Raw genomic sequence first — 13572 nt, forward strand, 5'->3', positions numbered from 1 at the left:
CGGGCGGATCGCTATATATCCTCGCCCCCGGGCATTGGCCTTTGCATGGGCCTGACCTGGCCGCGAGAAGGAGGTGTCCCATGGCGGACGCTGCATCCCCGGCTGCCTTCGACATCGAAGCACAGCGCGCCCAGATCCAGCGGGCGCAGGAGGAGACGGGCAAGTTCGTCGCCGAGCAGCGCAAGCTGATGGCCGAGGCGGCCAAGCTGGCCACAGAGCAGCTCAAGATGTCGGCCGAGGCGGCCAAGCTCGGCCGCGACCGGGCGCTGGCGCCCTGGCAGGTCGCGCTCTCGGGCATGGCCGCGGGCGCGGCCTTCTTCGGGGCGGGCGCCGCCTTCATCAAGCTGCTCGGAGCGTGACGAGCTCCGCCGCCTCCGTCCTCGACAGGCGCGGGCCGCCACGCTAGGTCAGCCGCGATTGTCCAGCGCGCGATCCGAGCGTGCAGCAACGAGGGACCCGCGATGATTCAGGTCGGCGACCACCTGCCCCAGACGACCTTCCGCGTGACCGGCCCCGAGGGCCCGCTCGCCCGCACCACAGACGACGTGTTCAAGGGCCGTCGCGTGGTGCTGATCGGCGTGCCGGGCGCCTTCACGCCGAGCTGCCACCGCAACCACCTGCCCGGCTTCGTTTCCAAGAAGGACGAGATCACGGCCCGCGGCGTCGACGCCATCGCGGTCACCAGCGTCAACGACGTGTTCGTGATGGACGCGTGGTCGAAGGCCAGCGGCGCCGAGGGCCTGGAATTCCTGGCCGACGGCAATGCCGACTTCGCCAAGGCCATCGGCCTGGAGATGGACGGCACCGGCTTCGGCCTCGGGATCCGCTCCAAGCGCTACTCGATGCTGGTCGAGGACGGCGTGGTGAAGATCCTCAACGTCGAGGAGACCCCCTCGAAGGCCGAGGCGTCCGGCGCCGAGGCGCTGCTCAAGGTCCTCTAGGCCATCGGGGCTTCGCGCCCCGTACCCATCCCGCGTCAGCTCCGGTACGCGCTGGCGAGGTCGATGTCGTCCAGCGCGTCGTGGTGCAGGAGCAGCACGCCGGTCGCCGCCGCCAGGCGGCGCGCCGCCGGGGTGAAGCCGGCATTCGACACCACCGCGGCCCGGTCGCCCGCCCAGTAGCGCAGGGCGGCGGCCGCCTCCTGCACGGCGGCGTTGCCGACGGGCTTGGCCAGCCGCTTGCACTGCACGATCAGCCGGAGCCCGTCGCGCACCGCCACGATGTCGGCGCCCTGGTCGCCGCTCGGCGGGGTCCGGTGCGCCCGCCAGCCCGCCCGGGCCAGGCGGTCGGCGCAGTAGCGCTCGTAATCGATCCCGTCGCCCGGCGCCTCGTCTTCCTCGGGCAGCGCGATGGCGGCGGCCTCCGCCTCGACGATCGCCAGCATCCGGGCGCGCTCCGACTCGGCGAGGTCGGCAAACCGGGGCCCGATCTGCGGCAGGACGGTGCGGTCGAGGAAGTACGCCCGCTCCCGCAGCCAGCCGTCCTCGATCCGGTTGCCGTAGGCATCGGAAAAGCTCTCCTGCCGCCGCCGCAGCGCCAGGGTCTCGCCATGGGCCCGGGCGATCCGGCGCACCCGCGCCCGGAACCGGCGGGGCCGGCCGAGATGGCGCCCGAGGACCAGCGCGAGGGCCGCCCCCGTGGCCGCGAAGGCCGGCGGTCCGTACCAGAGCCCGAGCGGGCAGCCGATCACGGCCGTCCAGAACAGGCGGGCGACGGGGTTGGGCTTGCCGGGCATCGGATCTCGGGTCGCGGATGAGCCCGCCGACCCTGGCAAGCGCCCCTTGCCCGATGCTGAATCCCGGCGGGAAAGCTGTGGATGCAGGCCCGCGGGCCTAATCCTTCTGGCCCTTCCGGCGCTGGTGGCCGAGCCCCATGCTCTTGGCGAGGCTCGAGCGCGCGGCGGCGTAGTTCGGCGCCACCATCGGGTAGTCGGGGGCGAGCCCCCACTTCTCCCGGTAGGCTTCGGGCGTCAGGTCGTAGTGGGTGCGCAGGTGCCGCTTGAGCGACTTGAACTTCTTCCCGTCCTCCAGGCACACGAGGTAGTCGGGCTGGATCGAGCGCCGCACCGAGACCGCGGGCCGAAGCTCCTCCACCGGCGGGGCCGGCGGCTGGCTCAGCCCGTGCAGGGTGGCGTGGACCGCGGCGATCAGTCCGGGCAGTTCCGGCACGGGCACCGGATTGTTGCTCACGAAGGCCGACACGATGTCGACGGACAGCGCGAGATAATCCAGGTCCTCTCCGACCGTGGCGTCCATTCCGAAACCTCCCGTCGCTTCGTCTCGGCCGCCATCGTTCGGCGTGTGCCGGCCGGAATCTGTGTCTGTCGAGGCTGATACAGGCCTATAAAGCGGCAGGTACTATGATGTGATCAATATAAGGGCAAGACCAATTTGTAAGTGACCACAACAGCCAACGTGATTGCAGCCTGCATTGTCGAATACTGTACAAAGCCGGCTCGTCCCGTGGCGGCCGGTGCGGGCCACGCGCGGCATCGGTGCATCCGGGCGTTGCACCTGCGGGAGATTGTGCCATCTGGTAGGGCGGCGGGTGCGCCGCGGCGCGCCTTGCAAAGCGCGTCACCCAGGCGAGGGGCCCCCATGCGCGCGCACAGATTCGGGCCGTCGGCGCCGTGAGCACGTACCGCTTCGACAAGCTCCTGGCGCCGCGCTCGGTCGCGCTGGTCGGAGCCGTGGCCCGCGAGGGCTCCCTCGGGCGCAGCGTGCTCGACAGCCTGCGCCGGGCGGGGTTTCCCGGCGCGATCCTGCCGGTCCAGCCGGATCACGAATCCGTGGACGGCCTGCCCTGCGTGAAGCGGGTCGCCGACCTCACCGTGGTGCCGGACCTCGTGCTGATCGCGGTGCCGCCCGCGAGCGTGCCCGAGGTGGTCGCCCAGGCCGCCGCGATCGGCGCCGGGGCGGCCGTGATCCTCACCGCCCGGCTCGGCCGCGGGCCGGACGACCCCGGGCCGGTGGCGCACCGGATCGCCCGCGCGCAGGGCCTGCGCCTGCTCGGCCCCGACAGCGCCGGCCTCGCGGTGCCCGCCGCCAAGCTCGATGCCAGCCTGTTCGCCCACGCCCCGGCGGCGGGGGACCTCGCGCTCGTCTCGCAATCCGGCACGGTGGCGGCGGCCATCGTCGAATGGGCCGCCCGCCACGGGACCGGCTTCTCCGCGGTGCTGTCGCTCGGCAGCGTGCTCGATATCGGGGTCGCCGACTGCCTGGACCATTTCGCCGCCGACTACCGCACCCGGGCGATCCTGCTCTGCCTCGACCGGGTGGCCGATGCCCGGCGGTTCATGTCGGCGGCCCGGGCCGCCGCCCGCGCCAAGCCCGTGGTGGTGCTGCGCGCCGGCCGGCACCGGCCGGACACGCGGGCGGCCGTGACCCATACCGGCGCGCTCGCCCGGCCGGACGCGGTCTACGCCGCGGCCTTCCGCCGGGCCGGCCTGCTCGCCGTGCCGGATCTCGACGCGATGTTCTCGGCGGTCGAGGCCCTGGGGCGCCAGCGCCCGTTCCCGGGGGACCGCCTGGCGATCCTCACCAACGGCCGCGGCATCGGGCTGCTCGCCGCCGACCGGCTGACCGACCGCGCGGGCATCCTGGCCGAGATCCCCGCGGCCGAGGACCGGCCGGCCGGCAACCCGATCGACCTCGGCATCGATGCCGGCGGCCCGGCCTTCTCGGCCGCCCTGGCGCCGCTGCTGGCCGACCGGGCCAGCGACGCGGTGCTGGCGATCCACGTCCCCACGGTCCGGTCGGATGCCGGCGCGGTGGCCGGGGCGATCGCCGAGACGGTCACGCGCGCCCGCGCCGGCCAGACCCGCAAGAAGCCGGTCTTCGCGGTGTCGCTGGGCGATGCCGAGGTGGCGCGCGCCGCCTTCGCGGGGGCCGGGATCCCGCATTTCGCCACCGATTCCGAGGCGATCGAGGGGTTTTTGCACCTCGTGCGCTACCGCGAGGCGCAGGACGACCTGATGCGCACGCCGGATTCGCTGCCGCGGGACTTCTCCCCCGACACGGCCCGGGCCCGCTCGATCGTGGCCGCCGCCCTGCGCCAGGGGGCGGCCTGGCTCGACCCGGTTGCCGTGAACGGCCTGCTGGAGGCCTACGGCATCCCCACCGTGCCGATCACCCTCGCCCCCGACCAGGATTCCGCCGCGGCCGCCGCCTGGCCGATCATCGCGGCCGGCGGCACGGTGGCGCTCAAGGTCGTCTCGCCCGACGTGGTGCACAAATCCGACATCGGCGGCGTCCGTCTCGACCTCACCAGCGAGGCCGACGTCCGCGATGCCGCCCGCAGCATCCTGGCGCGCGCCCGGCGGGAGCGGCCGGACGCCCGGGTCACCGGCTTCGCAGTGCAGCCGATGGTCCGCCGGGGCCAGCGCCGGGAGCTGATCGCCGGGCTCGCCGAGGACGCGGTGTTCGGGCCCGTGGTCGTGTTCGGCCGGGGCGGCACGGCGGTGGAGGTGATCGACGACCGCGCCCTCGGCCTCCCGCCCCTCGACCTCGCGCTCGCCCGCGACCTGATCGGCCGCACCCGGGTCGCCCGGCGCCTCGAAGGCTACCGCGACGTGCCGGCCGCCGATCTCGGGGCGATCGCCCTGACACTGGTGAAGCTGTCCCAGCTCGCCGCCGACCTGCCGCAGGTGCGCGAACTCGACATCAACCCGCTCTTGGCCGACGAGACCGGCGTGCTGGCGCTGGACGCCCGGGTCCGGATCGGGCGCGCGGAGCGGGGCTGCCACGGCCGCGGCCACCCGCGCTTCGCGATCCGGCCCTATCCGGCGGAATGGGTCCGCACCCTCAACCTCAAGGACCGCACGATCCGGGTGCGCCCGGTGCGCCCCGAGGACGAGGGCCTGTTCCTGGCGTTCTTCAAGGGCCTCGATCCGGAGGACCTGCGGCTGCGCTTCTTCGGGCCGGTCCGCGAGTTCAGCCACGCGTTCCTCGCCCGGCTGACCCAGCTCGACTACGCCCGGGCCATCGCGTTCGTGGCCACCGAGGTCGATCCGCAGGGCGGCGAGCGCATGCTCGGCGCCGTCCGGCTGCACGCCGACGCCAACCACGAGAGCGGCGAATACGCCATCGCGGTCGGCCGCGACGCGCGCGGCACCGGCCTCGCCTTCGCGCTGATGCGCCTGATGATCGACTGGGCCCGCTCCGAGGGCGTCGGCCGGGTCGAGGGCATGGTGCTCGCCGAGAACCGCCCGATGCTGGCGGTCTGCCGCCGGCTCGGGTTCAGCCAGGGGCGGGACCCGGAGGATCCGGGGCTGGTGACCGTGAAGCTGGAGCTTGGGGTGGGTTAGGGGCTCCGGCGCCCGGTCGGCATCGTCTTTCCGGACTGTACGCTAGCGGACGATCCTGACGCTCAGCCCGAGATCGGCCGGCAGCCGGCTCCAGGCCCGGTCCGTCGTCACGGCAACCGATCGGCGTTGCTTTGCCAGAGCGAGGCAGGCTCGATCGCCCAGCGAGAGTCCGAGCGGGCGCGTCGGCAGTCGCAGGATACCGGCCATCCGCGCCTGCTCGTCATCGAAGGGTTCGATCGCGAGGCGGAGGACGCCGAGAGCCTGCGTGATCTGCGCTTCCGCTCCACCGGCTTCGGCCAACTTGGCATAGACTTCGGATAGGTTCACCGCACCGATCACGGATTGCGGCAGGACCTCGGCAACCGCCTCGGCACCTGTCTCCGCGCGAAGCAGGCACAGCAGCGCTGAGGCGTCGAGGACGAAGGCCTCACTCACGCTCCGCCTCGGTCCGACGCTCCGCGATCAATTCGTCGGCCAAGTTCCGATCGACCGGCACGAAGCTGCGGACGATGGCCTGCGCCTCCCGGACTGCAGCAGACAAGGAGCGGATCCGCAGACCGTCCTCGGCCAGTTCGACCATGACGGTGTCGCCGGCTGCGAGCCCGAGTTCCCGCCGGAAATCCGCCGGGATGACGAGCGTCCCGCCAGCCTCGATCTTTGCCAAGTGCGAAGCCATGCCGAATTCCGGATCGCGGCCCGAAACAACGCTCGCTGTCCGCGCCATCGGACGCTGGCCGCGCCGTCCTATGATGCCCGATGACAGATAAAAAAGGAAAGTCCTGTGCCGCTATCCCGCGGCGAAGCGGACGTACCGTCGAGACATGGTCCGGTTCAGCCAAGCCCGGATGGCCGGATTGGGATCACCGCGGAGGTTGATGCACGTCCGGATTGCCCCCCTCCGTTGCCGGCTTCGCGATCGTTGCCTTGCTGGCCGCCGGCTTGGCGGCGACGGCCTTCGCCGCAGCGGGCTTGGTCACCGCCGGCTTGGCCACCACCGGCTTCGGCGGCGTTGGCGCCGCGGGCTTCGGCATCACGGCAGGCTGCACGGCGCCGGCCGGTGCGATCGCCCCGGTGGCGGCGGGCTCCGGTGCCGGGGGCGGCGTGTCGAGATTATAGATGTCGTCGCGAAAATGCGCCGTCCCGTCCGGGGTGGCGTAGCCCGTCAGGTAGACGAACGTCACCGGCACCGGCTTGACCAGCTTGATGTCGCGGCGCTCCCCGTCGGCGATGCCGGTCTCGATCTCGATCGGGCCCCAGCTCGTGCCGGGCCCGTTGGGGCCGTCGGTGCCCTGCAGCAGCCAGCCGACCAGCTCCTTCACCTGCCCGACCCGGACGCAGCCGTGGCTGTGGAAGCGCACGTTGGCGGCGAACAGGGACTTGGCCGGCGTGTCGTGCATGTAGACGGCAAAGCGGTTCGGCATGTCGATCCGCACCTGGCCGAGCGAATTGTCGAAGCCGGAATCCTGGCGCAGCGTGTAGGCCGCGGCCTTGTTGCCCGCCCAGTCGATCTTGGTCGGGTCGACCTCGCCGGCGGGGCCGAGGATGCGGATGTGGTTCCGGGCGAGGTAGCCCGGGTTCTTGCGCATCTGCGGGATGATCTCGTTCTTCACCACCGAGGCCGGCACCGTCCAGGTCGGGTTGAAGTTGATGTCGGTGACCCGGGTCTCCACCGTGGGTGTCGCCTTGTCGGGGGAGCCGACCACCGCGACGTAGCGGCGCGCCACCACGCCGTTCTCCACCGCCTCGACGATGGCCGAGGGCACGTTGACCACGACGTAGCGCTCGCCGAACGGGAATTTCGAGCCCATCAGCCGAGCCGCCGAGGCCGCGAGCTGGCGCTGCCGGGTGGCGGCCGGCACGTTCAGGGCGTTGATCGTGAGCCGGCCCAGGATGCCGCTGTCGGGCAGGCCGTGGCGGCCCTGGAACGCCGCGATCGCGGCCACCAGCGGCGGGTCGAGCCGGTCGCTCGGCGGCGCGTCCACGGGCAGGTCGCCGGTGAGCGTCAGGTGGTGGCGCAGCGACGGGATCGCCGGGCTGCGCTCCCCGGGCTTCAGCCGGATCAGGTCGTCGGGCAGCCGTTCCCAGCCGCCGGCCTCCGCGAAGGCGGCGTAGCGGTCGGCCACCTTCAGCGTGTCCAGGAAGGTCCGGGCGGTGAGCGTCGGGGTCGGGTCGGTGGAGACCTTGGCGTAGACCAGCGGCGCCGGCGCGCGCGGTTTTTTCGGCGCATCCGGGGGCCTCACCTCGGACGTCTTGGCCTCGATCGGCCGGCCCTCGGGAGTCTTCGCGTCAGCCTTCACTTCGGCCTTCTCGACTTGGGCCTTCTCGACTTGGGCCTTGGGCTCCGGAGCCTTCACGGGTTCCGGGGCCGGCGGCACGGCGACCGGGACGGCGAGCGGCGGGGCCGCCGGCGCCGCGGGTGCGGCCGGGGCGCCCTGCGCCAGCGCGGCCACGGGGCCGCCGAGCAGCGCCAGAACCGAGAGGCCGGTGCCGAGGCGAGCGGGAAGGCGGAAACGGGTCGGGACCATACGCAACACTCCCGACGGCGCCCGGGACGGCGCGGTCGGGCGGGATGATGGGGCGGTACGGTTACCAATCTCCTCCGGTGAATCGCCCCCGCGGCGGGGCCCGTTCACCATCCATCGAGGGGGATCGCCTCCGGACCCGGGGGCGGATATCGATTCGCGCGGAAAAGGCGCACCCTGCCGGGCCGTGCCGTGAAGGACGATCAGCCGCCGCCATGCCGGAGTCCGGATCCCAGCGCCCCGGGGAGCGCCTGAGCACGATGCCCTACCTGCCCCAGCTCGACGGGGTGCGCGCGCTCGCGATCCTGATCGTGTTCGCGGCCCATTGCGGCTACAGCCACGTGGTGCCGGGGGGTTTTGGCGTCACGGTGTTCTTCTTCCTCAGCGGCTACCTGATCACGACGCTGCTGCGGATCGAGCGCGGGCGCACCGGCACGGTGTCGCTGTCGGCCTTCTACCTGCGGCGCAGCCTGCGCATCCTGCCGCCGCTCTACCTGACCCTGGCCGCCGCCGGGGCGCTCTACGCGGCGGGACTGCTCGACTGGATGCGGGTCGAGCCGGCGGCCGTGCTCGGCCAGGTGCTGTTCCTGACCAACTATCCCGGCCTGTTCGGCACCGAGGCGGTGCTGCCGGTGCCGCTCTGGAGCCTCGCCATCGAGGAGCATTTTTACCTGGTCTTCCCCTTGGCCTACGCCCTGTGGCTGGGCCGCCTGCGGCCGCGCCGGGCGGCGCTGGCCTGCCTGGGGCTCTGCGCGGCGGTGCTGGCGATCCGCTGCGTCAACGTCTGGCGGCTGCCCGATTACAGCCTGAACTATTCCTGGACCCACACCCGCATCGACGCGATCCTGTTCGGCTGCTGCCTGGGCCTGTGGAACAACCCGGTGATCCCGGGCGACCGCGCCTGGCGGCCCCGGGCCTGGCACGTCGCCGCGAGCCTCGGGGTGATCCTGCTGACCCTGGCCGTGCGCGATCCCGCCTTCCGCGAGACCCTGCGCTACACACTCCAGAGCGCGGCACTGTTCGTGCCGTTCGCCTACCTGCTGCACGGCGAGGGCCGGGCGGTGCGGCTGCTCGCGGCCCGGCCGATGCGCCAGCTCGGCCTCTGGTCCTACAGTTTTTATCTCGCCCACATGGCCGTGGTGGCGGCGGTGCTGCACCAGGCGCCCGGCCTGCACGGGCTGACGCTGATGCTGGCGGCCTTCCCGCTGACCCTGCTCTGGTGCTGGGGCATGTTCACGCTGGTCGAGCGCCCTTGCGCGCTGTTGCGCCGCCGGCTGCTGGCGGACCGGCCGCCGGAGCCCGTTCTCGGTGTCGCGGGGCGCTCACACGATCCCGTACGGAGCGCGACGCAGCCCCCTCTCCCGAGCGGGAGAGGGTTGGGGTGAGGGGACAGGTCTATCCGGAGACGTCGCATCCCTCACCCTGCCCCTCTCCCGCACGGGAGAGGGGACCCGAGCCTCGTCCGGCGCCGCCAGGTAACTCCGCTGGCTCCTGACGACAGACAAGGTCGCACCGGCATCACCCCCGCCTGAGTTTTTCCCGCGCGGCGGCATGGTCCGGGGCGGCCTGGAAGCTGGCCAGCATCGCGTGCCAGAGCGGCTTGCGCCGGAACTGCGCGTCGAGGGGCAGCGCCCGCTGGGGCAGGCCGTCCGGCCGCTTGCGGTTGGGGTGGTCGTTCAGCCACGTGTCGGGGTCGTAGATGTCCCAGGTGAGCACGTCGAGCAGGGCGGGCTCGGCCAGGACCACGTCGAGGTAGCGGCGGGCGAAGTCGGCCACCCTGCGGTCGCGGGTCGCCACGTCGGACGGGAAGGCCCGGTCGTCGATGTCGAGCTCGGTGACCGCGATCCCCAGCCCCATCTGGCCGATCTCGTGCAGGAAGCGGCGCAGCTGGGCCTGGTCGATCGGGACCGTGCTGGTCAGGTGCGATTGCAGGCCGAACCGACGGATCGGCACGCCGCGCGCGCGCATCGCCTCGAGCTGGCGCAGCACCTTGGTGCGCTTGGCCTCCATCCAGGGCGCGCCCTGCTCGACCGCGTCCTCGTTCCAGGTGCCGGCCGCCGCCGGGTCGGTCTCGTGCAGGATCCGGAAGGCGCGGTCCACGTAGCCGGGCCCCATCGCGGCGAGCCAGGGGGACTCGCGCAGGCCCCCGCCCCGGTCGGGGTCGCCCTCGTTGCCCAGGATCTCGTTGACCACGTCCCAGGCGACGATCTGCCCCCGGTAATGGCCGGCCACGGTCTCGATCCAGCGCCGCATGAAATCCTCGGCCTGGACGGGGCTCGCCCGGCCGAGCAGCGGCGCGACCCAGGGCGGCAGGGCCGCGTGCCAGACCAGCGTGTGCCCGCGCATCCGCTGGCCGTTGGCCCGCGCGAAGCGCAGGATCGCGTCGCCGCGGGCGAAATCGGTGCGCCCGGGTGCGGGCAGCACCTCCTCCATCTTCATCTCGGTGCCGCAGACCAGGATCCCGCATTCCCGCGCCACCGCCTGCCGGTAGGCTGGGGTCGAGTCGAAGCGGTGGAACGGTACCTCGCAGCCATACGTCAGCCCCTTGGCGGCGGCGGCGGCCTGGAGGCTGTCGCCCGACCAGGATGGCTTGCCGAGGGGGCCGAAACCGGACGGCGCGGCCCCCGCAGCCGTGGCGAGGCCGACGCAGGCCGCCCCGGCGAGGAGCGCGCGGCGGCTCGGCAGGCCGGGGGGTGGGGTCATGCCGGGTTCTCGCTTCGAGGGATACGTCACCCCGTCATTCCGGGGCGCCGCAGGCGAGCCCGGAATCCAGAACCGCCGACGGAGCAAGATCTTGCTCGGCTTGAGGTTCTGGATTCCGGGCTCCGCTTCGCGGCCCCGGAATGACACGGTGGGTGAGCGCGCGCCGCGGGAGTTATCAACTTCCGGAGGAATAACATCTCCTCATGCGATCGCCCTAGTCGGCAAGGGCGCTGGCAGCGGACCGATCGCACCGGTTCCAACTCGCCTTCGGCCCCGACGCGCCCCATCTTCGGGGCGCCATCCAGCCGAGGACCGACCCATGAGCCAGCATCCCGCCATCAGCCCAGGCCGCAGCGCGGTCGTCAACGGGGCGGCGAGCGGCATCGGGCTCGCGGCGGCCAAAGCCTTCGCGCGGGCCGGCATGAACGTCTGGCTCGCCGACCTGCCCGGCCCGGCCCTCGAGGAGGCCCACCGCGCCGTGGCCGAACTGGCCGCCGTCGAGGTCCGGGCTTTGCCCACCGACGTCTCGGACCGGGAGGCCGTGGAGGCCCTGGCGGCCCATGTCGCCAAGGCCGGCCCTCCGGCCGTGGTGATGCTGAACGCGGGGATCGAGGCCGGCGGCAAGCTCTTCTCCGACGCCGGGACCTGGACCCGGATCCTCGGCACCAACCTCGGGGGCGTGGTCAACGGCATCCACGCCTTCGCGCCCGGCATGATCGCGGGCGGCCAGCCCGGCGCGGTGATCGTCACCGGCTCGAAGCAGGGCATCACCACGCCGCCCGGCAACGCGCCCTACAACGTCTCGAAGGCGGCCGTGAAGGCGGCCACCGAGGCCCTGGCCCACGAACTGCGCAGCCGCGAGGGCTGCCGGACCACGGCGCACCTGCTGATCCCGGGCTTCGTCTATACCGGCCTGACCAAGGCCCGCGGCGTCGCCGAGAAGCCGCCCGGCGCCTGGACGCCGGAGGAGACCGTCGCCTTCATGCTGGACCGGCTGGAGGCGGGCGATTTCTACATCCTCTGCCCCGACAACGAGACCACCCGGGCGCAGGACGAGAAGCGCATCGCCTGGGCGGCCGGCGACATCATCGAGAACCGGCCTGCTTTGTCGCGCTGGCACCCGGATTTTTCGGAGGCGTTCAAGCGGTTCATGGCGGAGTGAGCCGCTCCGTCATTGCGAGCGGAGCGAAGCGACCCGGGGCTTCGCGACGCGGGGAGTTGTGGAGCGAGGACGGCGTGGGCCGAGGGATCCGGGCGAGCACCTCCGGCTTTCGTGTGCCGTCCGGACCTGAACAACGCCTGAGGGACGAAGTCACGTCTCCGTCAACTTATGAGCGCCACACCTGGGGCACGGCCGGTCGCGGCATCGCGGCCGGCGAGGCACAGGAGGACATCGATGTTCACCAAGACCGCACGCCTACGCCTGGCGGCCGCCGCCGTGGCGCTCGGGGGGATCGCCGTCGGAGCCCCCGCGATGGCCGCGCCGCTCGGCCTCGACACCGGCCTGCACCAGGGCGCCGGCGACATCGTGGATGTCCAATACGGCTACGGGTACGGCCATCGCCACGGCTTCGGCCCGCGTCACGGCTTCGGACCGGGCTTCCGGGGCCACCACCATCACGGCTGGGGGCGCGGCCACCATCGCGGCTGGGGTCATCATGGCGGCTACGGCCATCACCGCCACGGCGGCTGGGGCCACCGTCACGGCCACGGCCGCTGGTAAGGCCGGCGGGGCCGGAGCCTATCCGGCCCCGACACGCTCGATGATCGCCGGGCGGCCGGGGGGCGCCGCGCCGATCCGGTAGGCCGCCCGCAGGGCCGCCTCGGCCCGGTCGGCGGCGGCCTCGTCGGCCGCGTGGACGATCCCGATCTGACCGGCCGCGTCGCCGGGACCCGCGAGGTCGGTGAAGCCGACCCGCGGGTCGATCGCGTCCTCGGGCCGGGTCCGTCCGCCGCCGAGCCCGATCACCGCCAGCCCGATCGCCCGGGTGTCGATCCCGGCGACCACGCCGTCCTGGCGGACCGGCCGCCGCACCGGCGCGGCCGGCAGGTATCGCGCCGGGTCCTCCAGGAGATCGCCCGGACCGCCGAGGGCCGCGACCATCTCGGAAAAAACCTCGGCCGCCCGGCCGGAGGCCAGCACCGCCTCCAGGCGCCCGGCCGCCGCGTCCCGGTCCGGCGCGAGGCCGCCGACCGCCAGCATCTCCGCCCCGAGCGCCAGGGTGACCGCGTGGAAGCGCGGCTCGCGGCGCGCCCCCGTCAGGTAGTCGATCGCGTAGGCGACCTCGACGGCGTTGCCGGCGGCGCTGGCGAGCGGCGCGTCCATGTCGGTGATCAGCGCGGCGGTGCGCAGGCCTGCGCCCTCGGCCACCGTGACGATGCTCTCGGCCAGGGCCCGGGCTTCGTCCAAGCCCGTCATGAAGGCGCCGGAGCCCTGCTTGACGTCCATCACCAGCCCGTCGAGCCCGGCGGCGAGCTTCTTCGACAGGATCGACGCTGTGATCAGGTCGAGGGATTCCACCGTGCCGGTGACGTCGCGGATCGCGTAGAGGCGCCGGTCGGCCGGGGCCAGCTCGGCGGTCTGGCCGATGATCGCGCAGCCGACCCGGCCGACCACCCGGCGGAAGATGTCGAGCCCCGGTGTGGCGTCGTAGCCCGGGATGCTGGCGAGCTTGTCCAGCGTCCCGCCGGTATGGCCGAGGCCGCGGCCCGAGATCATCGGCACGTAGCCGCCGCAGGCCGCCACCATCGGGGCGAGGGCCAAGCTCACCGTGTCGCCGATGCCGCCGGTGGAGTGCTTGTCGAGCACCGGGCCCGGCAGGTCCCATGTCAGCACCGCGCCGGATCCGGCCATCGCCCGGGTCAGCGCCACCCGCTCGGGCAGCGCCAGGCCGCGGAAGAACACCGCCATGGCGAAGGCCGCCGCCTGCCCCTCCCCGACCGCGCCGTCGGTGAGGCCCCGGACGAAGCCCGCGATCTCCTCCGGATCGAGGACCAGGCCGTCGCGCTTGGCCCGGATGGTTTCCTGCGGCAGGCGCATGG

Annotated in this window: 13 protein-coding genes; 6 read left to right on the forward strand and 7 right to left on the reverse strand. The window is 72.9% G+C overall.

Annotated elements, in window-relative coordinates; translation table 11 throughout:
* Window positions 1–80 precede the first annotated feature (80 nt).
* Together MFF40_RS16190 and MFF40_RS16195 are read left to right on the forward strand one after the other, a co-directional pair.
* Window positions 81–359, forward strand: coding sequence for a hypothetical protein (locus MFF40_RS16190; RefSeq protein WP_147857511.1), 279 nt, complete (start codon window positions 81–83; stop codon window positions 357–359).
* A 102-nt stretch (window positions 360–461) separates the two neighbouring features.
* On the forward strand, window positions 462–941 hold the full coding sequence (locus MFF40_RS16195; RefSeq protein ID WP_147857512.1) for a peroxiredoxin: 480 nt from the start codon (window positions 462–464) through the stop codon (window positions 939–941).
* Between the two features lie 35 nt (window positions 942–976).
* Here MFF40_RS16195 and MFF40_RS16200 read toward each other — a convergent pair whose 3' ends face one another.
* Both MFF40_RS16200 and MFF40_RS16205 read right to left on the reverse strand, forming a co-directional pair.
* Window positions 977–1735, reverse strand: a complete 759-nt coding sequence (locus MFF40_RS16200) for a restriction endonuclease (protein ID WP_238261341.1) — start codon at window positions 1733–1735, stop codon at window positions 977–979.
* A gap of 97 nt (window positions 1736–1832) precedes the next feature.
* Window positions 1833–2255, reverse strand: a complete 423-nt coding sequence (locus tag MFF40_RS16205; RefSeq protein ID WP_147857595.1) for a Ros/MucR family transcriptional regulator — start codon at window positions 2253–2255, stop codon at window positions 1833–1835.
* 374 nt (window positions 2256–2629) lie between these two features.
* Between MFF40_RS16205 and MFF40_RS16210 the strand changes: the two genes are divergently transcribed.
* Window positions 2630–5305 carry a bifunctional acetate--CoA ligase family protein/GNAT family N-acetyltransferase gene (locus MFF40_RS16210; RefSeq protein ID WP_238261343.1) on the forward strand — a complete coding sequence of 892 codons (2676 nt, stop codon included), beginning with the start codon at window positions 2630–2632 and terminating at the stop codon, window positions 5303–5305.
* A gap of 42 nt (window positions 5306–5347) precedes the next feature.
* Here the strand turns inward: MFF40_RS16210 and MFF40_RS16215 are convergent, their stop codons facing one another.
* The 3 genes from MFF40_RS16215 to MFF40_RS16225 all read right to left on the reverse strand — a co-directional run bounded on the left by MFF40_RS16215 (window position 5348) and on the right by MFF40_RS16225 (window position 7830).
* A complete protein-coding gene (locus tag MFF40_RS16215) occupies window positions 5348–5740 on the reverse strand; it encodes a type II toxin-antitoxin system VapC family toxin (RefSeq protein ID WP_147857475.1) in 393 nt (130 codons plus the stop codon).
* On the reverse strand, window positions 5733–5981 hold the full coding sequence (locus MFF40_RS16220; RefSeq protein WP_147857476.1) for an AbrB/MazE/SpoVT family DNA-binding domain-containing protein: 249 nt from the start codon (window positions 5979–5981) through the stop codon (window positions 5733–5735). Before MFF40_RS16220 ends, MFF40_RS16215 begins: the two co-directional genes overlap by 8 nt.
* A 184-nt stretch (window positions 5982–6165) precedes the next feature.
* A complete protein-coding gene (locus tag MFF40_RS16225) occupies window positions 6166–7830 on the reverse strand; it encodes a L,D-transpeptidase family protein (RefSeq protein WP_238261345.1) in 1665 nt (554 codons plus the stop codon).
* 212 nt (window positions 7831–8042) lie between these two features.
* Between MFF40_RS16225 and MFF40_RS16230 the strand changes: the two genes are divergently transcribed.
* Window positions 8043–9212 carry an acyltransferase family protein gene (locus tag MFF40_RS16230; RefSeq protein ID WP_238261347.1) on the forward strand — a complete coding sequence of 390 codons (1170 nt, stop codon included), beginning with the start codon at window positions 8043–8045 and terminating at the stop codon, window positions 9210–9212.
* 133 nt (window positions 9213–9345) lie between these two features.
* Here MFF40_RS16230 and MFF40_RS16235 read toward each other — a convergent pair whose 3' ends face one another.
* Complete coding sequence (locus MFF40_RS16235; RefSeq protein WP_238261349.1) at window positions 9346–10530, reverse strand: endo-1,4-beta-xylanase; 1185 nt, start codon at window positions 10528–10530, stop codon at window positions 9346–9348.
* Window positions 10531–10849: 319 nt separating this feature from the next.
* On the opposite strand from MFF40_RS16235, the gene MFF40_RS16240 reads away from it, so the two are divergent.
* Both MFF40_RS16240 and MFF40_RS16245 read left to right on the forward strand, forming a co-directional pair.
* Window positions 10850–11692, forward strand: a complete 843-nt coding sequence (locus tag MFF40_RS16240; RefSeq protein ID WP_238261351.1) for an SDR family NAD(P)-dependent oxidoreductase — start codon at window positions 10850–10852, stop codon at window positions 11690–11692.
* A 234-nt stretch (window positions 11693–11926) separates the two neighbouring features.
* Entirely contained in the window at window positions 11927–12253 is a 327-nt protein-coding gene (locus MFF40_RS16245) for a hypothetical protein (protein WP_147857567.1), read from the forward strand.
* Between the two features lie 18 nt (window positions 12254–12271).
* Here the strand turns inward: MFF40_RS16245 and deoA are convergent, their stop codons facing one another.
* Complete coding sequence (deoA, locus tag MFF40_RS16250; protein ID WP_238261353.1) at window positions 12272–13570, reverse strand: thymidine phosphorylase; 1299 nt, start codon at window positions 13568–13570, stop codon at window positions 12272–12274.
* Between the last annotated feature and the right edge of the window lie 2 nt (window positions 13571–13572).

It is taken from the genome of Methylobacterium mesophilicum, from assembly GCF_022179445.1.
Classification (GTDB): Bacteria; Pseudomonadota; Alphaproteobacteria; order Rhizobiales; family Beijerinckiaceae; genus Methylobacterium; species Methylobacterium mesophilicum.

Excerpts from the sequence above, each read along its gene's own strand:
- MFF40_RS16190 (WP_147857511.1), top strand. The coding sequence starts at position 81 with ATGGCGGACGCTGCATCCCCGGCTGCCTTCGACATCGAAGCACAGCGC.
- MFF40_RS16195 (WP_147857512.1), top strand. The coding sequence starts at position 462 with ATGATTCAGGTCGGCGACCACCTGCCCCAGACGACCTTCCGCGTGACC.
- MFF40_RS16200 (WP_238261341.1), bottom strand. The coding sequence starts at position 1,735 with ATGCCCGGCAAGCCCAACCCCGTCGCCCGCCTGTTCTGGACGGCCGTG.
- MFF40_RS16205 (WP_147857595.1), bottom strand. The coding sequence starts at position 2,255 with ATGGACGCCACGGTCGGAGAGGACCTGGATTATCTCGCGCTGTCCGTC.
- MFF40_RS16220 (WP_147857476.1), bottom strand. The coding sequence starts at position 5,981 with ATGGCTTCGCACTTGGCAAAGATCGAGGCTGGCGGGACGCTCGTCATC.
- MFF40_RS16225 (WP_238261345.1), bottom strand. The coding sequence starts at position 7,830 with ATGGTCCCGACCCGTTTCCGCCTTCCCGCTCGCCTCGGCACCGGCCTC.
- MFF40_RS16230 (WP_238261347.1), top strand. The coding sequence starts at position 8,043 with ATGCCGGAGTCCGGATCCCAGCGCCCCGGGGAGCGCCTGAGCACGATG.
- MFF40_RS16235 (WP_238261349.1), bottom strand. The coding sequence starts at position 10,530 with ATGACCCCACCCCCCGGCCTGCCGAGCCGCCGCGCGCTCCTCGCCGGG.
- MFF40_RS16240 (WP_238261351.1), top strand. The coding sequence starts at position 10,850 with ATGAGCCAGCATCCCGCCATCAGCCCAGGCCGCAGCGCGGTCGTCAAC.
- MFF40_RS16245 (WP_147857567.1), top strand. The coding sequence starts at position 11,927 with ATGTTCACCAAGACCGCACGCCTACGCCTGGCGGCCGCCGCCGTGGCG.
- deoA (WP_238261353.1), bottom strand. The coding sequence starts at position 13,570 with ATGCGCCTGCCGCAGGAAACCATCCGGGCCAAGCGCGACGGCCTGGTC.